Source organism: Arsukibacterium ikkense, assembly GCF_000987775.1.
GTDB classification, from domain to species: Bacteria; Pseudomonadota; Gammaproteobacteria; order Enterobacterales; family Alteromonadaceae; genus Alishewanella; species Alishewanella ikkense.
In genome coordinates, this window is sequence record NZ_LAHO01000020.1 from 54,983 (window position 1) to 75,355 (window position 20,373).

19 protein-coding genes and 1 pseudogene are annotated in these 20,373 nt (G+C 51.5%); 4 read left to right on the top strand and 16 right to left on the bottom strand.

Annotated elements, in window-relative coordinates; translation table 11 throughout:
• The first annotated feature begins 169 nt into the window (after nt 1-169).
• Nucleotides 170-2,752, top strand: a complete 2,583-nt coding sequence (gene mutS / locus WG68_RS17440; protein ID WP_046559005.1) for a DNA mismatch repair protein MutS — start codon at nt 170-172, stop codon at nt 2,750-2,752.
• Nucleotides 2,752-3,912, top strand: a complete 1,161-nt coding sequence (locus WG68_RS17445; protein ID WP_046559006.1) for a benzoate/H(+) symporter BenE family transporter — start codon at nt 2,752-2,754, stop codon at nt 3,910-3,912. The genes mutS and WG68_RS17445 overlap by 1 nt, the downstream gene beginning before the upstream one ends.
• Nucleotides 3,913-3,968: 56 nt before the next feature.
• On the opposite strand, the gene WG68_RS17450 is transcribed toward WG68_RS17445, so the two are convergent.
• The 11 genes from WG68_RS17450 to WG68_RS17505 all read right to left on the bottom strand — a co-directional run bounded on the left by WG68_RS17450 (nt 3,969) and on the right by WG68_RS17505 (nt 14,571).
• Entirely contained in the window at nt 3,969-6,641 is a 2,673-nt protein-coding gene (locus tag WG68_RS17450) for a M14 family metallopeptidase (RefSeq protein WP_046559007.1), read from the bottom strand.
• A 186-nt stretch (nt 6,642-6,827) separates the two neighbouring features.
• Complete coding sequence (gene rpoS, locus WG68_RS17460) at nt 6,828-7,829, bottom strand: RNA polymerase sigma factor RpoS (protein ID WP_046559009.1); 1,002 nt, start codon at nt 7,827-7,829, stop codon at nt 6,828-6,830.
• Nucleotides 7,830-7,947: 118 nt separating this feature from the next.
• Nucleotides 7,948-8,871, bottom strand: a complete 924-nt coding sequence (locus tag WG68_RS17465) for a peptidoglycan DD-metalloendopeptidase family protein (protein WP_235357779.1) — start codon at nt 8,869-8,871, stop codon at nt 7,948-7,950.
• Nucleotides 8,872-8,890: 19 nt separating this feature from the next.
• On the bottom strand, nt 8,891-9,781 hold the full coding sequence (locus WG68_RS17470) for a DUF368 domain-containing protein (protein WP_046559010.1): 891 nt from the start codon (nt 9,779-9,781) through the stop codon (nt 8,891-8,893).
• A gap of 33 nt (nt 9,782-9,814) precedes the next feature.
• The gene (locus WG68_RS17475) at nt 9,815-10,453 is read right to left on the bottom strand and encodes a protein-L-isoaspartate(D-aspartate) O-methyltransferase (RefSeq protein WP_046559031.1); all 639 of its coding nucleotides are present in this window, start codon (nt 10,451-10,453) and stop codon (nt 9,815-9,817) included.
• A gap of 2 nt (nt 10,454-10,455) precedes the next feature.
• Complete coding sequence (gene surE / locus WG68_RS17480) at nt 10,456-11,208, bottom strand: 5'/3'-nucleotidase SurE (protein ID WP_046559011.1); 753 nt, start codon at nt 11,206-11,208, stop codon at nt 10,456-10,458.
• A gap of 28 nt (nt 11,209-11,236) precedes the next feature.
• Entirely contained in the window at nt 11,237-12,295 is a 1,059-nt protein-coding gene (gene truD, locus WG68_RS17485; protein ID WP_046559012.1) for a tRNA pseudouridine(13) synthase TruD, read from the bottom strand.
• On the bottom strand, nt 12,292-12,774 hold the full coding sequence (gene ispF / locus WG68_RS17490; protein ID WP_046559013.1) for a 2-C-methyl-D-erythritol 2,4-cyclodiphosphate synthase: 483 nt from the start codon (nt 12,772-12,774) through the stop codon (nt 12,292-12,294). Before ispF ends, truD begins: the two co-directional genes overlap by 4 nt.
• The gene (gene ispD / locus WG68_RS17495; protein ID WP_046559014.1) at nt 12,771-13,496 is read right to left on the bottom strand and encodes a 2-C-methyl-D-erythritol 4-phosphate cytidylyltransferase; all 726 of its coding nucleotides are present in this window, start codon (nt 13,494-13,496) and stop codon (nt 12,771-12,773) included. Before ispD ends, ispF begins: the two co-directional genes overlap by 4 nt.
• Entirely contained in the window at nt 13,493-13,810 is a 318-nt protein-coding gene (gene ftsB, locus WG68_RS17500; protein WP_046559015.1) for a cell division protein FtsB, read from the bottom strand. The genes ispD and ftsB overlap by 4 nt, the downstream gene beginning before the upstream one ends.
• 101 nt (nt 13,811-13,911) lie before the next feature.
• Entirely contained in the window at nt 13,912-14,571 is a 660-nt protein-coding gene (locus WG68_RS17505) for a hypothetical protein (RefSeq protein ID WP_046559016.1), read from the bottom strand.
• 114 nt (nt 14,572-14,685) lie between these two features.
• On the opposite strand from WG68_RS17505, the gene WG68_RS17510 reads away from it, so the two are divergent.
• Nucleotides 14,686-15,204 carry a DUF1569 domain-containing protein gene (locus WG68_RS17510; protein ID WP_046559017.1) on the top strand — a complete coding sequence of 173 codons (519 nt, stop codon included), beginning with the start codon at nt 14,686-14,688 and terminating at the stop codon, nt 15,202-15,204.
• 58 nt (nt 15,205-15,262) lie between these two features.
• Here the strand turns inward: WG68_RS17510 and eno are convergent, their stop codons facing one another.
• From eno to WG68_RS17540, 5 genes are all read right to left on the bottom strand, one after another.
• Complete coding sequence (gene eno, locus WG68_RS17515; protein ID WP_046559018.1) at nt 15,263-16,555, bottom strand: phosphopyruvate hydratase; 1,293 nt, start codon at nt 16,553-16,555, stop codon at nt 15,263-15,265.
• A gap of 59 nt (nt 16,556-16,614) precedes the next feature.
• Entirely contained in the window at nt 16,615-18,252 is a 1,638-nt protein-coding gene (locus tag WG68_RS17520) for a CTP synthase (protein WP_046559019.1), read from the bottom strand.
• Nucleotides 18,253-18,613: 361 nt separating this feature from the next.
• Nucleotides 18,614-18,826 carry a hypothetical protein gene (locus WG68_RS19705; protein WP_046559021.1) on the bottom strand — a complete coding sequence of 71 codons (213 nt, stop codon included), beginning with the start codon at nt 18,824-18,826 and terminating at the stop codon, nt 18,614-18,616.
• Nucleotides 18,827-18,924: 98 nt separating this feature from the next.
• Nucleotides 18,925-19,206 carry a type II toxin-antitoxin system RelE/ParE family toxin gene (locus WG68_RS17535; RefSeq protein WP_046559022.1) on the bottom strand — a complete coding sequence of 94 codons (282 nt, stop codon included), beginning with the start codon at nt 19,204-19,206 and terminating at the stop codon, nt 18,925-18,927.
• Nucleotides 19,203-19,475, bottom strand: coding sequence for a CopG family ribbon-helix-helix protein (locus tag WG68_RS17540; protein ID WP_046559023.1), 273 nt, complete (start codon nt 19,473-19,475; stop codon nt 19,203-19,205). The genes WG68_RS17535 and WG68_RS17540 overlap by 4 nt, the downstream gene beginning before the upstream one ends.
• A gap of 219 nt (nt 19,476-19,694) precedes the next feature.
• Here WG68_RS17540 and WG68_RS17545 point away from each other — a divergent pair.
• Nucleotides 19,695-20,093 (top strand): annotated as a pseudogene (locus tag WG68_RS17545) (IS110 family transposase); the annotation flags it as partial.
• Nucleotides 20,094-20,373: the final 280 nt, after the last annotated feature.

The window sequence follows — 20,373 nt, forward strand, 5'->3', positions numbered from 1 at the left end:
TTATTCAAATAAGTCAATTTAGATTTATTAAAATAATCGTAGCCAAACTACGATAATGACAGCTTTTCTAAAAACTAACAGCCCAAACCTGACTATAACACGCCCTGCCAGACTTCTGTTATAATCCCAAGCTTTATCAACGCCAACCGTCGCGGATAAGCACATCTGTATGAATACAATCAAAAACCTGGATTCTCACACCCCGATGATGCAACAATATCTGGGTTTAAAAAGTGAACACCCTGACATTCTGCTGTTTTACCGGATGGGTGATTTTTATGAGTTGTTTTTTGATGATGCGAAAAAAGCTGCTGCCCTGCTGGATATTTCGCTGACCAAGCGCGGCCAGAGTGCTGGCCAGCCTATTCCGATGGCGGGCGTACCCTATCATGCGATTGAAGGCTATCTGGCCCGGTTGGTGCAACTGGGCGAATCGGTAGCCATTTGCGAGCAAATTGGCGATCCGGCTACCAGCAAAGGCCCGGTTGAACGTAAGGTAGTACGGATTGTTACCCCCGGCACTGTAACTGATGAAGCGCTGTTAAATGAACGGCAGGACAATTTACTCTGTGCCATCTACGAGCAGCGCGGCCAGTTTGGCCTGGCCCAGCTGGATTTAAGCGCCGGCCGGTTTTTAATAAACCAGGTAGCCAACAGTAGTGACCTGGCAGCGTTGCTGCAACGGCTGAATCCGGCAGAAATCCTTTATCCTGAACTATTCAGCAACCCGGCGCTTTGTCAGGCACGCAAAGGTGCCCGCCGCCGGCCAGAATGGGAGTTTGAACTGGCTACCGCCAAACGGCTGCTATGCCAGCAATTTGGTACCAAAGATTTAATCAGTTTTGGCGTCGATGACGCGCCGGTGGCATTAATGGCCGCCGGCTGCCTGATGCAATATCTGAAAGATACCCAGCGCGCCAGCCTGCCGCATATCCGGGCCATAGCGTTGGAACGGGCAGAAGATTATATCGTACTGGATGCCGCCACAAGGCGTAATTTAGAGCTAACCCACAACCTCAGCGGCGGCGTTGATAACACCCTGGCTGCTGTGCTTGATCGTAACCAGACTGCCATGGGGTCTCGCTTATTAAAACGCTGGATCCATGCACCACTGCGTGATCAAGCACAGGTTAACGCCCGGCTCGATACAGTAAATGAGCTAACCGACGATGTCGAAAGCGTACAACCGGCCTTAAAGCATATTGGCGATATTGAGCGGGTAATTGCCCGCCTGGCGCTGCGCAGTGCCCGGCCGCGTGATTTTGCCAGGCTGCGCCAGGCATTAGCGCAGCTACCGGCCTTACAGCAGGATTTAAGCTTTGCCAACACCCGCTTGCTGCAACGCATTGCCAGCGACAGTCAGCCACTGCCCGAATTACAGCAACTGTTAACCGAGGCGATAGTGGAAGCCCCGCCGGTACTGATCCGCGATGGCGGAGTGATTGCCGATGGTTATAACAGTGAGCTGGATCACTGGCGGGCACTGGCGAGTGGCGCCACTGATTATTTGCTCGAGCTGGAGCTGCGCGAGCGTGAGCGCACCGGCATTGCTTCACTTAAAGTGGGCTTTAACCGGGTACACGGTTATTACATTGAAACCGGCCGCAGCGCCGATACCAAAGTACCGCCAGAATATGTCCGCCGCCAGACCTTAAAAAATAACGAGCGTTATATTATTCCGGAACTAAAGGAATATGAAGATAAAGTACTGGGTAGCCAGAGCCAGGCGCTGGCGCTGGAAAAGCAGCTTTACGAGCAGTTATTCGAGCTGGTAAGCCCTTATTTAAGCCAGTTGCAGCAACTGGCGCAGGCGCTGGCTGAACTGGACGTACTTTGCACCTTTGCCGAACGCGCCAGCAGCCTGCACTATTGCCGGCCACAACTACGCAGCGAGCCAGGTATTGAACTGGAACAAGGCCGCCACCCGGTGGTAGAGCAGGTATTAAGCGAACCCTTTATTGCTAACCCACTTAGCCTGCATGCGAAGCGACGGATGCTGATGGTTACCGGGCCGAATATGGGCGGTAAATCGACCTATATGCGCCAGACAGCATTAATAGCGCTAATGGCCTATATTGGCTGCTTTGTGCCCGCTGCCAGTGCCACGCTTGGGCCGATTGACCGCATTTTCACCCGGATTGGCGCCTCGGACGATTTAGCCTCGGGCCGTTCGACCTTTATGGTGGAAATGAGCGAAACCGCCACTATTTTGCACCACGCCACCGAACACAGCCTGGTGCTAATGGATGAAATTGGCCGCGGCACCAGCACCTATGACGGTTTAAGCCTGGCCTGGGCCTGTGCCGATTACCTGGCAACCCGCATTAAAGCGCTGACCTTATTCGCCACCCATTATTTTGAGTTAACTGAACTGGCCAGCACGCTGGCGGGTGTGGTTAATGTGCATTTAGATGCAGTGGAACATGGTGATGATATTGTGTTTATGCACCATGTGCAGGATGGTGCGGCCAGCAAAAGCTTTGGTTTGCAGGTGGCGCAACTGGCCGGCGTGCCAAAAACCGTGATTAACCAGGCCAAACAAAAGCTCAGCCAGCTGGAACAACAAGGCCGGGCGCAGCTGAACGTAACCACAGCGGCCCAACAACATGCTGAGTTTCAACAACAATTACCACTCATCCCAGCCGAGCACCCGCTACTGCGTCAGCTGGCCGCACTTAACCCGGATGAGCTCAGCGCCCGTCAGGCGCTGGATTTACTGTACCAGCTAAGCCGGGATGCAAAGGACGCCTAATGGTATTAAAAGATATCAGTTTATCCGCCGTTGTGGCCGGCTTTGTCGCCGTGTTAGTGGGCTTTGCCAGCTCGGTGGCTATTGTGTTTCAGGCGGCCAGTGCCGCCGGGGCCAGTAATGAAATCATGGCGTCCTGGCTACTAGCGCTGGGCATTGGCATGGCCATAACCTGTATTGGCTTGTCATGGTATTACAAAGCACCGGTCATTACGGCCTGGTCCACGCCGGGCGCGGCCTTACTGGCCACCAGTTTGCAGGGGCTGAGTATTGAACAGGCCACCGGCGTGTTTATTTTTACTGCAGTGCTGGGGCTGATTATCGGCCTTAGCGGCTGGTTTGAAAAACTAACCAAACTTATTCCGCTACCACTGGCCAGTGCCATGTTAGCCGGCATTTTGCTGCAATTCGGTTTTGCGATATTCAGCTCAATGCAAAGCCAGTGGTTGTTGGTAGGCAGCATGTGTCTGGTGTATTTAATCGCCAAGGTATACTTGCCACGTTATGCCATTTTGCTGGTGCTATTAAGCGGCATTATTACCGTAGTAGCCGGCGGCAGCCTCGATTTATCAGCGGTAACCTTTAGTCTGGCGCAGCCGGTGTGGATTAGCCCGGAATTTTCATTCAGCGCCTTGATTGGCGTCGGCCTGCCCTTGCTGCTGGTGACCATGGCCTCGCAGAATATTCCCGGGGTAGCGGTACTCAGAGCCAGCGGTTATCAGACGCCGGTTTCTCCACTGATTAGCAGCACCGCGCTCAGTACCTTACTGCTGGCGCCATGGGGTGCCTTTTCCATTAATCTGGCCGCCATTACCGCCGCCATTTGCACCGGTACTGAAGCGCACCCGCAGCCCCAAAAACGCTATATTGCCGGTATTGCCGCCGGGCTGTTTTATCTGCTGGCCGGCTTAGCCGGTGCTACTGTGGTGGCACTGTTTGCCGCCTTCCCCAAAGAAATGGTGGCGGCGCTGGCCGGTCTGGCCCTGATCAGCACAATAGCTGCTAACCTGGCCACCAGCACCAGCGAACCAAAGTACCGCGACGCGGCGGTGATTACCTTGCTGGTGACCGCCTCTGGTGCCAGCTTTTTTGGCCTGGCCTCGGCATTCTGGGGCTTAATCGCCGGCGCGGTTACGGTGGCTATTCAACGCTCTCGCAGCTGAAAAAATGCAGTTGAAAAAGTAAGGGCGCAATAATGCGCCCCTACCGTCAAGCATAGTTAACGCAGCGGGTTAGCATGCGCCGCACCGCGAAACACCGCATTAATATACAGCAAGTGCATGCCATCCACATAAGCGCGGAAGTTTGGCTCCTGACTGAAGCTTACCACCTGGCCGCGGCCAACAGCCTGCACCATTACCAATGGTTTATGGGCAATTTGCTGACGGTTTTCATCCCAGACAAAACCACCTGCCAGCAGTTGATCTGCCGGGGCAAAACTAACAACATTGCGACCATCAGCGATGGTTAACGGCTGATAGACCTGATTACCCACATAGATACTGTTAACAGTTTCAGGCACGCCTGCGGTCAGCCAGTGCTGCTGATCCACCTCAGCACGGGCTATAAAACCCGGCACCCAGTCCGGATCAGCCTTTTCCGGTACCAGCCACTGCTGATATTCCTCTGGGGTTTTAATCACACTGCCGGCAACCTTGCTCTCTTTCTCCGTTTTTTTCGCTTCGCCTTCGCGCACTTTATATTCGCGCTTGCTACTCAGTAGGGGAGTTTCGCCGGCCAGCAACAAATCGGTGGCATTGCCCAGAGCAATAAGCACCCCGCCGCGCTCGACAAAGCTGCGTAAATTCGCCAGACCCGCATCGCCCAGCGCTGGCTGATAACTGCCACGGGCGCTGGCCGGGACAATTAACACCTGATAGTGACTCAGATTAGCGCTGCGCAGCTGCGCCGGGCGCATTGCGGTGACCGGATAGTTTAAATTACGCTCCAATACAAAACGGGCACTGCCAGCACTTAACGGGTTACTGGGCTCATCCCACAGCATGGCCACATTAGGCTTATGCAGGGTTTTTACGTTAAAGGAGCCAAAATTAGGGCCGTCGGTTACCCAGCTGCTGTCTACGCCCGTTACCACAGCCCCACTGTCGGCGGCTAATTGTGCTATCAGCGCGCTCAGCTGCGGGCCGTTGTCTGCTTTGCTAATAACCAGGCTGCCCGCCGGGTAACGCTGGCCGTTCTGGTGAGTAAAGGCTAAATCGCTGCTTTTCAGCTTTAAACCCTGCTGCAAGGCGGAACTCATAAAACGGGCTGCTGCCATATCGCCCCAGGGTACAATATAACCAAAGCCGGGCTCTGGATTTGTCACACTTCCGGCCAGCACCCGCTGACTGGTCACTGCAGTGGTAGCAACATTAACCGCCCGGTTGCAACTGATGACAGGCAGGTTATACATCAATGGCAATGACCAGGCGGTAACATCGTATATTTGATCCGGCAGGTTATTGGCCCGGCGCTGCTCTTGTTTGGCAATAAATGCCTTGTCCATTGGCACCGTATCATCCAGCAAGGTACGGATTAAATGATAAGTCGGCTGGGCAGTATTAATCACATAGCTACCGGCCTGGTAACTTTGGCCACAGGCTTTAAACGCCTCGGTCGCCTTACCCACGCTAATGCCATGCTCTGTCAGAATAGCGCCTAATTTGGTATGGCCAGCACTGTCGCGTTCCGCTGGAAAAATAAAACTACGCACCGAACCTGAATTGCCCTGGGCAATTGCCTGTTTGCGATACTGATAAAAGTTGCGTAACAGCTCAGGCGCACGCTGACTGGCCGTTTCAATGGTGGCCATAAAGGCCACGAAATTACGCTGCACACCGTCGGCAAAGGTCAGAATATCACCATCGGCTTTGCGGTACTGATGGCCACGGGCAGACGCCATCTCATAGGTCATGGCAACACTGCCCTGATACAACGGCCAGCTGGCGCCATAGCCCGGGTAAAAGGCATCAAATATTTCCCGGGTAAAATAATCGTAGCCAAACTTGTCAAACCAACGGGCATTGTTTTCACCCAACCATTGCAGGCTTTGGCGCTGACTTGCCTGAATATGCGGGTTGTATGGCTCGGCTTCCGGGCTGAAGTAGTAGCCCATATCGCCGCCCATTTCGTGTGAGTCAACAAACACCAGCGGATATACCTGCTGCAAAGCTTGAACCCGGCCGCGGGTTTCTGGTTGGGTTAACGAAATCCAGTCGCGGTTCATATCAAATAAATAATGATTAGTGCGGCCATTGGGCCAGGGCTCGTTGTGCTCGGCCGATAGCCTGTCAGCCGAATGGGCTAAGCCGACAGTGGCATAGTAACGACTGACAAAACGGTGATGACCATCCGGGTTTTGCAGCGGATCAATATACACCAGGGTGTTTTCCAACAATGTGCTCGTTTGCGGGCTCTGGTCAGCCAGTAAGTGATAGGCCAGCGCCATAGAGGCTTCCGCCGGGCTGATTTCATTGCCATGCAGCGTATTGGCTATCCAGACACTGGCCGGCAGCTTACTGATCAATTGCCCGGCCTGGCGCTCATTTAAACTTTGCGGGTTGGCCAGCTGCTGCATCTGCTGCTGAATATCGGCCAACTGACCGATGTTTTGCTCGCTGCCAATCACTACATAAAACAGTGGCCGGCCCTGCCAGCTCTGGGCATAGGGTACCAGCTTAATCCGGCTGGGGTGCGCTTTAGCTAACTCTTCAAAATACTGTTTTATGGCTGCAGGTTCAGAGATCCGGCTAGCCAGTGGATAACCCAGTATTTGTTCTACTGATGCCACGGCCTGATTATAGTCACTGTCCGGAAAAACCGGCACGGCCTGACTGGCCGCAGAGTACAGTCCTAACGCTGCAGCCAGCGCCGTAATTTTTAATAAAGACATGCAAAACCCTATTTCATTACCAGATACTAATGAAGATAAGCTAAGCGGCTGGCGTAAAAGATGCAACCAGCAGCAGCCATGGTTGCGACCAACAGGGACCACGATAAGCCAGGTGTTTGCTTATTATGATAATTCAGCCAATAAAAACGGGCGCCTGAGCGCCCGTTCTGCTGCTGATAGCGGCGGTTAATCCTGAAACAGGGTTTCAATATTTAACCCCTGGTGGGTCACAATTTCTTTTAAGCGGCGCAGCGCCTCTACCTGAATTTGCCGCACCCGCTCGCGGGTTAAGCCAATTTCGTGGCCAACGTCTTCCAAAGTGGAGGGTTCGTACCCCAGCAAACCAAAGCGGCGGGCCAGCACTTCCCGTTGTTTCGGGTTTAACTCGTCCAGCCATAACACCAGATGCTGCCGAATATCTTCATCCTGCAGCTCAATTTCCGGCCCCTGTTCTTTTTCGTCAGCAATCACGTCCAGCAACTGCTTTTCAGAAGCGCCTGCTACCGGTACATCGACCGAAGTTATTTTTTCATTTAACTTTAGCATTTTACGCACTTCGGCCACCGGCCTGTCGAGCGCCGCAGCAATTTCTTCCGGGGTGGGCTCATGATCCAGCTTTTGTGACAATTCCCGGGCTGCGCGCAAATAGATATTCAATTCTTTGACGACATGAATAGGCAGCCGGATGGTGCGGGTCTGGTTCATAATGGCGCGTTCAATGGTCTGACGGATCCACCAGGTGGCATAGGTCGAAAAACGAAAGCCGCGTTCCGGGTCAAACTTTTCAACTGCGCGGATCAGGCCCAGATTGCCCTCCTCAATTAAGTCGAGCAGTGCTAAACCACGATTAATGTAGCGCCGGGCTATTTTGACCACCAACCGCAGGTTACTCTCAATCATTCTTTTGCGGGCAGCCGCATCGCCTTTTAACGATAAGCGGGAAAAATACACTTCTTCTTCAGCGCTAAGCAGCGGAGAAAAGCCAATTTCCCCCAGATAAATCTGGGTGGCATCCATGGCTTTATGACTATCATCCTTGGCAAAAACCTCGTCAGGTATGACGTCTTCGCCAGCTAACTCTGCTACGTCAGGTTCCAGCTCATCATCAAGCGTCGCCACCTCATCTGCCAGGTCATCATCTTTTAAATCTACATCTGACTTTACAACGTCATCTCTTTTAAGTCCCATATCCTTTCTCCCACGTCTGCCGGGTATCAGGGGCCTGACTCAGCTACCTATCCTGCCTTCGTGCTTGTGTTTAAATGCCAACCTTAATGGTCAGTCTTGTTGTCACGGTATCGCTTTGTCAGGGTAAATATCGTAAAGGGTCAACTGATTTACCCCGGAAACGAATTTCAAAATGTAACCGGGTGTCTGTTGCATCAGTACTGCCCATCTCCGCTATCTGCTGCCCTGCTTTTACTTGTTGCCGCTCTGCCACGACAATACGTTTGTTGTGAGCATAGGCGCTTAAGTAATCATCGTTATGTTTTATAATAATTAAGTTACCATAGCCGCGTAAGGCACTGCCCGCGTATACAACCTGACCATCAGCCGCAGCATTGACCCTGCTACCCTCCGGCCCCGCAATATCAACCCCTTTGTTACCATGCTCCTGCGTTGAGAAACGAGAAATTATTTTACCTTTTACCGGCCAATGCCATTGCACCTTGTTTCCAACTGGGGTATTATCCGCGGTTTTTTGGCTATTTGTTGCAGGTGATGTCTGAACATATCTTGTTTGATTTGACGACGCAACAGGTTTAGCTACATTTGCTGAACTATTTGATTTTGCTTGGTTTGAGTTAGTAGTCGCCCGACCAGTCACTGGCGGCGTTACCGGTTTCGGCTGGGTTGGCCGGGTACTGGCTGCGGGCACTGGCTGACGAGCAGCGGCTGGCCTGCTGGCCGTTGTGGTCTGACTGGTGGCAGGGCGCGCTGCGGCTGCGCTAAGTTGCAACACCTGGCCCGGATAAATAGTATAAGGGCTGTTAATATTATTACGGCCGGCCAGGGTGCGCACATCCAGGCCGGCCCGAAAGGCAATGGCATACAGAGTATCGCCACGTTGCACCACATACTGACTGGCTGCCAGGCTGCCGCGATTGCGTTCCCGGTAAGGATTCTCCCGCAGCTCCAGGGTAGTTACCGGTGCAGGGCCTGAACTGGAGGTGCAACCACTTAGTGCCAGTAACAGCACTGTAAGCAGCAGTAACTTCAGCTCAGTCAACCAATTAATAGACTACTCCTTATGTATCACCGTTGTCGGCATTATTAAAAAGTCGCTCTATATTCAATAATAAAGTGATCATCAGAATACCTGCAACAGCCGCCGCAACGGCCAGCGGCAAATCGTGCGGTGCAACCTGTTGTTGATATTGCCATGGGCTGAACACCTGCTGGTTAAACTGCCAGGGCCAGATACGATATAACGCCCCGATCACTACGCCCGTCAGTAAGGCCAGAGTCGCATCATGAAAATGTTTTAACAACCAATTGAGCAACCTGGAGAAACTCAGCAAACCAAGCAGACAACCACTGGCCACCAACGCCAGAATGCCAAACTGCAGCTCAGTAACAGCCAGCATAATGGGTGCATACATGCCAAGGATTAATAGAATAAAGCTGCCGGAAATACCGGGCAAAATCATGGCGCAAATGGCGATAGCCCCTGCCAGAAAAAACATATAAGGCGCGGGTTCCAGCTGCACCGCTGCCAGCATACCAACCACTATTGCAAACAGCGCGCCGGTAACTAACAGCCCCAGCCGCAGCGCAGACCAGTTAACACTGCGCAACAACACCGGTAATGATGCCAGAATTAAGCCATTAAAAAACGCCCAGAGCGGTACGGGCCTATGCACAAGCAAATAGCTGATAACATTAGCCAGCGAAAAGATACTGAGCAAAATACCGCTGAACAAACAGAGCAAAAAAGTACCGTCTATATGCTGCCACAACTCTTTCAACCGACCCGCCAGCAGCAGTTTTACCGCCGCCATATTTACCGAGCTAATCGCCGCTAACAGCCGCTCATAAATACCCAGAATAAACGCCAGAGTGCCACCCGACACCCCGGGCACCACATCAGCCGCGCCCATGGCCAAGCCTTTAATTATCCACTGCAGATAGTTTTTCATAGTCCTTTATTGCTGCCCCGTACTGCTTGTTACTTAACCCAGTTCACCTGGTATCAAAGGCACAAAACGCACCGCTTCAATATCCTGGCTGCTAAAAGTATCGGCATCACGCTGATACACCCGCAGTACCTGCTCTTTGGTGCCAACCGGAATCACCAGCCGGCCACCGTCATTTAATTGTTGTAATAGAGCGGCCGGCACTTCAGCCGGCGCAGCGGTAACAATAATACTGTCAAAGGGTGCCTTACTGGGCCAGCCCAACCAGCCGTCACCGTGTTTCATCGAGACATTATGTAAATCAAGCTGTTGCAGCCGGCGTTTGGCCTGAAACTGCAGTGATTTAATCCGCTCTACCGAACAGACATGGCTGAATAAGTGCGCCAGAATTGCCGTTTGATAACCTGAGCCGGTGCCTATTTCCAGCACCTTGCCCGGCGCTTTGCCCTGCAATAGCAGCTCTGTCATGCGTGCTACGATATAAGGCTGAGAAATCGTCTGGCCCTGGCCGATCGGTAAAGCTGTGTTTTCATAGGCTTTATGTGCCAGCACCGCTTCCACAAACAAGTGGCGCGGCACCTGGGCTAACGCTCGTAACACCCTGGCGTCAGTAATGCCTTCACTTTGTAATTTTTGTGCTAAAACCGCTGCACTGCGCGCTGTTGCTACTGCCATAATTACAACCTGATCCCAGCTAACCATTGCTCAAGCGTGGCCATGCTTTTATACGCCGACATATCGACATGCAGCGGTGTGATTGAAGCATAGCCGTTGGCAATCGCAAAAAAATCGGTGCCCTCACCGGCGTCCAGCTCTGGGCCTAACGAGCCATACCAATATATTTTTCGGCCCCACGGATCGGTTGCACTGCTCATGGTTTCGGCTTTATGGCGCCGGCCTAACCGGGTTACCATTATGCCTTTCAACTCACTGAGAGCAATGGCTGGCACATTGATATTTAAAATTTGATCAGCAGGCAACGGGTGCGATTTCAGTTTTTTTATCACCTCAACCGTCACATGCGCTGCCGTAGCAAAATGCGCTTCTTCCCGGCCCGCCAGTGATACGGCAATAGCTGGCAACCCCAGATGGCGGCCTTCCGTAGCGGCAGCAACCGTGCCAGAGTACAGCACATCATCACCAAGGTTAGCGCCATGGTTAATACCGGCCACCACTAAATCCGGGGTAAAATGCAGCAACTGGCTAATTGCCAGATGCACGCAATCGGTGGGGGTACCGTTAACAGCAATAAAGCCGTTCTCAAGGGTTTGGGTACGCAGCGGGTTTAACAGCGTCAGCGAGTTACTGGCGCCGCTGCAATTGCGATCAGGGCCAACGGTGGTTACCTCTGCAATCTGGCATAACGCCTGCTGCAGTATCTGGATCCCTTTGGCATACACGCCATCATCATTGCTTAATAAAATTCGCATAGTTACTCCCTATATTTACTGCGCATAGTTAGTCCATTTCAGCCAGTGGCCTGCTGCCATCCCGGTAACTGGCCAATTCTCGCAGTACACTGGTAGCAAAACAACCTGCCGGCAAGGCAAATTCCAAGGTAACACTATTACCTTGTATTGCGGCGCTAAGTTGTTGTGGTATTAACCTGATACTGCGCCTGGCGCCCTGTAACCGGTAGTCGGCCAACCCCTGGCACCACTGTTGATGGGCGGCCAGCGCCTTATCTTCCAGCGAGGCGGCTTGCAAGCCTGCCGGGCTACCCTCTATACCAACCAGTGGCGCAGTGGGATGGACGTCACCGTCAAGCAGCCGTCGTTGCAAGGTACTATCGACGGCGGCCACCGTAAAGATAGAGCCACTGCCATCCAGCTGCAGAATATCACCGTCCAGTACCTGATTGAACCAGCCCTGCTCAATCCGGGCAGATAACACTGTATTAAATAAAAACGAGCGGCTGGCTGATAGCGCCAGGCCGCGGATCTGCCGGTCCATGATCCGTTCACCGGCAAACAACCTGTCCGCTAAGGCTAAATTGCCGCCACTACGACCAAAACGTTGTTCGCCATAATAATTGGGCACCCCGGCTTTAATTGAATCAAGGCGTTTAACTAATGCAGCCGGGTCGCTAACTTCGGTTAAGGTTAACTGAAAATGATTGGCCTTTAAGGCCCCTAACCGCAATTTGCGGTAATGGCGCACCACCTGCAAGATACGGCTGTCTTCAATCTGCCATTGCTGCCAGGCCAGTTCCTGCTTAATCGGCCATTTAAAACAAAACCATTGCCGGGTTAACGCATGGCGGTCTTTTAAACCGGCATAGCTGATATCGCGCATGCGTAAACCAGTCAGCCTGGCTAACTGCCTGGCAATATACTGGGTATTCTGGCCCTGCTTTTCAATTTGCAAGAGCAGGTGTTCACCGCTGCCACTGGGCTGAAAATTCAACTGCTCATCAACAATAAAATCTGTCGGCTGACTGCGGATCACCGCGGTAATGTCTGGCTTGCCATACAAATACTGCCACTGGGGTAATGGATTAGCTGCTAGCTCATTCATTGCCGCTTAACCAACAACACCACTGCCTCTGCGGCTATGCCTTCTTTGCGCCCGACAAAGCCCAGTTGCTCAGTGGTCGTTGCTTTTACATTCACCTGGCTCAACTCAGCGGCCAAATCGGCTGCCAGGCACTGGCGCATCGCGTTAATATGCGGCGCCATTTTCGGCGCTTGCGCCATAATGGTCACATCCAGGTTATTCAGCTGATAACCGGCTTTGGTTACTTCGGCAAATACTTTGCGCACTAAAATACGGCTGTCGATCCCTTGTAAGCTTGCATCAGTATCCGGGAAATGATGGCCTATATCGCCCAGCGCCAGAGCACCTAATAAGGCGTCGGCAACGGCGTGCAGCACCACGTCACCATCTGAATGCGCCAGCAACCCCTGTGAGTGTTCAATTGCTACCCCGCCGAGCGTGACCGGGCCGGCCCCACCAAAAGCATGGACATCAAAACCATGGCCAATCCGAAAATTCATTCTAATGTTTGCTCCAGATGTTGTTGCTCAAAAAAATAAGCCGCCAGCGTTAAATCTGCCGGGCGGGTAATTTTAATATTGTCAGCCTGCCCTTCTACTAACAACACTGGCTGACCAGCCCATTCCATGGCTGAGGCTTCATCAGTAATAGTCACGCCTGCTGCCAATGCCTGCGCTATGGCCTCACGCAATTGTTGCGTCGGGAAAAATTGTGGGGTGAGCGCATGCCATAACTGTTCGCGCTCAACCGTTTCTGCTACCAGGTTGCGCCCGGCAGTAGCCTGGCCTCGTTTCATAGTGTCACGAACCGGGCTGGCCAGAATGCCGCCATAGCCTGCCTGCAGGCAGCCGTTAATAAGGTTAGTTATATCAGCCTGGCGCACCAGCGGCCGGGCGGCATCATGCACCAGTACCCAGGGATAGGCTGTTGCGTCAATGAGCTGTAAGGCATTTAACACTGAATGCACGCGTTCACTGCCACCGTCAACCCGTTGCAGGGCTCCGTTAACTAAAGGCGTGCCGGCAAAATAAGGGTCGGTTTTATCCAGAGCCAGCCAGAGCGCCGCAACCAGCGGATGCTGGGATATTCGCTGCACACTGTGTTCAAGAATGGTTTTGCCGTTAAGGGGTAAATATTGTTTGGGGACAGCCACCTGCATTCTTTTACCAACGCCAGCAGCAGGGATCACTGCGGCTATCGCCAGTTCAACCCGCTTGGTCATGGTTTTCCCTTGCTGGCATCCTGCTGCGCATCTACCGGCCCTGCTGATTGCACTATGCGGAAAAACACTTCGTCTTCGCCAATTAAGCCCAGCTCATTGCGTGCCCGCTCTTCTATTGCTTCATACCCTTGCTGCAAGTCGGTTACATCGGCCATTAACATCCGGTTGCGCTTTTGCAATTCCTGGTTGCTGGCACGCTGGGTGGCAATTTCGTCCAGCCGTTGCAAATAGTCGGTTACGCTATATTGACCAAACCACAAGCGATATTGCAGCAGGCAAAAAAGGATCAGCAATATTCCGGTAAGCAGTCGCATAGGCCAGTGTCTGTCAGAGTAATGGCTTTATTATGCTGGCTTGCACCCGCGCTGCAAAGCCCTAATTGCCACTGCAGTGCGAATTAATGCGCATTTTCTGCTTATTTCAGCTCGCGGGCGGCCTGATAGGGTTTAGCAAAGTTATGCCAGTTTAAGCGGCTGGTTAATAATAACTCACGTAAACTCAGTACTCTGGGGGCTTTTTTATCATTATTTAACCACTGGTGACCACAACTGGCCGCGGTAACAATGGCCTTGTTCGGCTTTAATAGAAACTTACTGGCATTGTCGTTTTGCAGCGGCGTACCATTAAAACTAAACCAGCCGTGTTCGTTACAATGTAAGCGCTCACCAACGCTGTCTACCTCATCGACGCTATCAAGCACAATTTGCTCCAGCGTCAGCTGTTCAATATACACCGGTACAATCAGCCCGGGTTTGGCGGCTTTCTGGTAAAAATTGGCGATAGGGTCCGCCTGCTGCTTGCGCGCCGGGCAACGGCCCAGCTGCTTATGAAACCAGGACGCATTCTGGCTGTCCAGCTGCAATTCACTACGATAAGTAACAATATTGGCCGCGGCCCGTCGGATATAAAACGGCAGCGCTGCCAGCCGTTTTTGCAACAACGGCAACTGATCGGGGCTCATGTTTGCCAGGCGCAATAGCTCACGCTCATACAAAGCATTGCACAGCTCGGTATAAGTCTGGTTATCGCTGGATACCTGCCAGAAATGTGGCTGGTTGCTCAGGGGCTCAATCATCCGCTGATGTTAGCTAATCGGCTGCAGCTTGTAAAAGTAAAACGTAAAAAGTGGCAGCCTGCATATAAAAAATGCTAGCTTAGCGCTTTTAGTAAGAGGTTGTAGCAACAGCGTATGAATCGTCGCCAATTTATACAAGCCAGCCTGCTGACACCGGTCGCGCTGGTACTGACCAGCAAGCTGGTCGCGACTATCCGCCCCTATCCGCTGTCTGAGATGCTGGTGCAATTACGCGCCATGCCAGCAGCACGCTTAAGCAGCAGTGGCCCGTGGAATGTCAGCCAGATTTTGCAACATTGCACGCAAAGTATCCGCTACTCTATTTATGGCTATCCCGAGGCGCGCTCGCCCTGGTTTCAGTACAGCATTGGCAAGCTGGCGGTAAATGCCTTTGCTGCCACAGGTAAGTTACATCACCCGCTGGATGAACCCATTCCCGGCGCACCAGCGCTGCAACCCACTCTACCTAACGATGTTGCGCTGCGTGAACTGATTTATACCGTGCAGCAATTTATGGACTGGCAAGGCGAGCTGCAACCGCACTTTGCTTTTGGCAGCCTGACCAAAGCGCAATACTACAGCGTGCATTACCTGCACCTGCAAAGCCATTTAGATGAAATCAGTATTAGCTAAATAAATAAGCCACCTTGCGGTGGCTTATTTATTTAAGCAGCTAAGCGCCAGTTAATAACTACTGGCCTTTAATTTCGCTACGGCCTTTGTACGGTGCTTTGTTGCCCAGCTCCTGCTCAATGCGCAGTAACTGGTTGTATTTAGCCACCCGGTCAGAGCGGCACAGTGAACCGGTTTTAATCTGGCCGGCGGCGGTGCCTACCGCTAAATCAGCAATAAAAGCATCTTCGGTTTCGCCGCTGCGGTGCGAGATAACCGCGGTAAAGCCGGCATCTTTGGCCATTTTAATCGCCGCCAGAGTTTCGGTTAATGACCCAATCTGGTTAAACTTGATCAGGATAGAATTAGCAATGCCCTGCTCTATACCGCGGCTTAAAATTTTGGTGTTGGTGACGAATAAATCATCACCTACCAGCTGAACCTTGCTGCCAATTTTATTGGTTAAATCTTGCCAGCCATCCCAGTCACTTTCGTCCAGGCCATCTTCAATGGATACAATCGGGTAACGCTGGGTTAAACCGGCTAAATAGTCGTTAAAGCCGAACGAATCAAAGCTTTTGTTCTCGCCGCCTAACACGTACTTGCCGTCTTTGTAGAACTCCGTCGCCGCGCAGTCGAGCGCCAGTGTCACGTCTTTATTCATTTCATAACCAGCCGCTTTAACCGCTTCAACAATAACGGTTAACGCTTCTTCGTTTGATTTGAGATCCGGCGCAAAGCCGCCTTCGTCACCGACTGCGGTGTTCAGGCCACGCTTTTGCAGTTCTTTTTTCAGGCTGTGGAAAATCTCTGCGCCCATCCGCAAGGCTTCAGCAAAGGTTTTGGCGCCCACCGGCTGCACCATAAACTCCTGAATATCAACGTTGTTATCGGCGTGTTCGCCACCATTGATAATATTCATCATCGGTACCGGCATGCTATACACACCCGGGGTACCGTTTAGCTCAGCAATATGCTGATACAGTGGGATCTTTTTATCCGCAGCAGCAGCACGAGCAACGGCTAAAGACACCGCCAGAATCGCATTGGCACCCAGCTTGCTTTTGGTGTCAGTGCCGTCTAAATCGATCATGATCTGGTCAATTTCGGCTTGCTGACATGCATTTTTGCCGGTTAGTGCCGCCTGAATAGGGCCGTCGATGTTGGCTACGGCTTTGGTGACACCCTTACCTGAGTAGCGGCTTTTATCACCATCGCGCAGCTCGAGCGCTTCGCGCGAACCGGTAGAGGCCCCTGATGGTGCGCAACCGCGGCCCATCGCACCGCTGGCTAAATACACATCAGCCTCAACCGTTGGGTTACCGCGTGAGTCCATAATTTCGCGGGCAATAATTTTTACAATATCAGACATGCTATCAATCCCCTGTTCTGTAAACAAAAAGCCGGGTTATCCACCCGGCTTAGCAAAAGTTATACGCGTTGCTTTTTCTGGATTTTGTACGCCGCAGCGACAAAGGCCTGAAACAGCGGGTGACCATCGCGTGGGGTCGAGTTAAATTCCGGATGGAATTGGCCAGCCACAAAAAACGGATGAGACGGTATTTCAATCATCTCAACCAGTTGATTGTCTGCCGATAAACCCGACACCACTAATCCTGCCTCTTCTAGTTTTGGCCGTAAGTGGTTATTCACTTCATAACGGTGGCGATGCCGCTCCTGAATAACCGCTTTACCATAAATCTCGCGGGCTTTAGTGTTATCTACCAGGTTACAGTTTTGGCTACCCAGGCGCATGGTGCCGCCCAAATCAGATGCATCTGAGCGGGTTTCCACTGAGCCGGCAGCGTCCAGCCATTCGGTAATTAAACCAACAACCGGGTAAGGTGTATCTTTGTTAAATTCAGTAGAGTGTGCGCCAGCCATGCCGGCCACATTGCGGGCATAATCAATCAGCGCCACCTGCATGCCAAGGCAAATACCCAGATAAGGCACGCCTTGCTCGCGGGCATATTGCGCCGCCAGAATTTTGCCCTCGACGCCACGCTCTCCAAAGCCGCCCGGTACTAAAATGCCGTCCAGCCCGGCCAGGATAGCCACGCCTTTGCTTTCAACGTCTTGCGAGTCAATATACTTGATATTTACAGTCACCCGGTTTTTCAGCCCGGCATGGCCCAGTGCTTCGTTTACCGATTTGTAGGCATCGGGCAGCTCGACATATTTCCCCACCATGCCAATGTTAATCTCACCAGTCGGGTTAGACTCCTGATACAGTACCTGCTCCCACTCTACCAAATCGGCTTCTGGCGCTTCAATATGAAAACGGCGGCAGACTAAATCGTCCAGGCTTTGCGATTTTAACAACGCCGGAATTTGATAAATACTGGACACGTCTTTTAGCGAAATAACCGCTTTTTCTTCAACGTTGGTAAACAAAGCAATTTTAGCGCGTTCGTTGGCCGGAATAGCCCGGTCGGAGCGACATACCAGAATATCGGGCTGAATACCGATAGAGCGTAGCTCTTTAACCGAATGCTGAGTAGGCTTGGTTTTTATTTCACCGGCAGTGCCTAGATAAGGCACCAGCGTCAGGTGCATATACAAGGTACGCTCGCGGCCCACTTCGGTGCCTAACTGGCGAATCGCCTCTAAAAACGGCAGCGATTCAATATCACCCACAGTGCCGCCAATTTCGACGATAGCAATATCGTAGCCTTCAGCGCCACGCACCACCCGGTTTTTAATTTCATTGGTAATATGCGGAATAACCTGAATAGTGGCACCTAAGTAATCACCGCGGCGCTCTTTACGCAGCACTTCAGCGTAGATACGGCCCTGGGTAAAGTTATTCAGCTTGGTCATTTTGGTGCGAATAAAACGCTCGTAATGGCCAAGATCCAGGTCAGTTTCAGCGCCGTCTTCAGTCACAAACACTTCACCGTGCTGAATAGGGCTCATAGTACCCGGGTCAACGTTAATGTAGGGGTCAAGTTTGAGGATGGTTACCTTTAAGCCACGCGCTTCCAGAATCGCTGCCAGCGACGCTGCAGCAATGCCTTTACCTAAGGAGGAAACCACACCACCCGTCACAAAGATATATCTTGTAGTCATGAGACCCCTGAGACAATGTTAAGCAATAGAGAAATACCAACACTGCAAAAACACCAGGCTGCCGGTGGCAAAACACAGGGCTGCTATGGGTGTGCAAGAATTGGTATCAGGACGGGAGGAAAGTATAGCAAAGGCTGCGCAGCCACTCAATGTAAAGCTGAACACGAATGCAATTTATCTCAATCGCCGGCACAACCATCGCGAGTATCAGGCTTTTTGATTAGCGGCCTGCTGGCAAAGGCTAACAGCAAAAACGCTACCGCCAGCGGGATAGCAATAATTAATGAGATTGCTGTAACCTGCGCTCTCAGCACCGACGCTAAACAAATATGGCTAGCATACCAATCAAAACAACGGCATCTCAATTTTGGCGTTCCACAAGAAACCGGTTACGGGCGGCATGACGATTTATTTCACCTAAATTAGCAGAAAGCAGGACTTCCCCACCGAAAGCAAACAAACTGCGGTCATGGTCTCTAAAGTCACCATCGACATACAGCTTAATACCATGAAGCCAGCTATTAACAACTTTAATTGAATGGCCTTTTACTTCAAAATTCCATGTTTTTCTCATTGATTACTCCGTAACTCAGAAAACGTATAACGCTTTGCTCACCGGAAAATGACGAGCGCCAGCGAGTTATTTTTCCGGTGCAGTAACTTGTTAAATTGCTATCGCTCACTTTCAAGCTCATGCCATACTCGAAGAACAATGACTGCACTGGTGTGAATAGAGTAGCGAACAACGTATTTTCCAAAAACCATATCACGGATGACATCTGGAACAGGAGCCATCTGAACCGGCGTGCCCATCCTTGGAAATTCTGGCAACAACTCCATTTTTGCGATCAATTCTGCTGCTATTCTGCTAGCTGCGGTTGGATTATGAACTGCAATAAACTCCCGCAAAAGCTTTAAATCTTCGATTGCATCATTGGTATACACTAACTTCACTTACCAGACCTCGGCGCATCCTGCTCTTTTTCTGCACCCCAACTGTTTAACCAGTTGTGCACTTCACTAGCGTCAACCACTTTTCCTTGAGCAGCTGACTCCATCGCATCCAAGGTTTGTTTCCAGCGCTCTTGCTGCAAATGCTGTTTATCAATATATTCCGATAAGGCTTGATTGATCACCCATCCTTTGCTCCGATCAAGCCTGCTCGCAATAGCTTCCAACTGTTGCTCAACCTCTGCCTGTAAGCGAACTGTGGTAACACTCATGACGACCCCCTCTCAAACAAAAACAATGTAATACATTGTAGTCAACGAGGGCTCGCAAAGCAATTTAACGCCCGCCACACACGCGAGCAACTTGTTGCGAGTCGAGCGCCCAAAGGGCGCGTATGTGCTGGCAATAACATGGACTTCCCCTCACTATCCGGCATCGATGTGCCAAACTGAGAGTGTCTAATCAAACAGTCACAAGTGAGGGGAAGTCGCATGGAACAGCCTATACGTTGTGGGGTCGATATTGCAAAGCTCGTGTTTCAAATTCATGGCGTTAATGCTAAATCCGGTGAAACATCAATGGTAAAAAAGTTAGCCAGAAACGAAGTGCTACGCTATTTTGCCAACAAACCACCGATGCTTATCGGTATTGAAGCTTGTGGTGGTGCACATTATTGGGCGCGTGAGCTGACTAAGCTCGGTCATACGGTAAAGTTGATGACACTGCAGTATGTGGCACCTTACCGGCGTGGTGGTAAAAACGATGCTAATGATGCCGAAGCCATTTGCGAAGCGCTGGCCAGGCCAAACATGCGTTTTGTTGCGGTTAAATCTGAATCACAACAAGCAATATTGGTGATGCACCGCATACGCGAGCAATGGGTGCGTGAGCTTGTTAGCCACTATTAAAAGCTAATTTAAAGCGAGGTAAGCTAAACGATATACCAAGCAACTGCCATTACGACCAAACCAAACGCAAATCCATAAATAAAAGACTTAAAACGAAAATCTGGTGAAGATTGCTTGTTTTCCATTTTAATGCTCCTTGAGAAAAACAGTTCTTAATTCAAAACCAGGGTTAACGCCCAAATTTAGCGCGGAAAGCCGCGCAGCCAGCGCTTTTTGCTGGCGATAAAATTTGCTTGATACTCATTGAGCCTTCTCCCCCAGC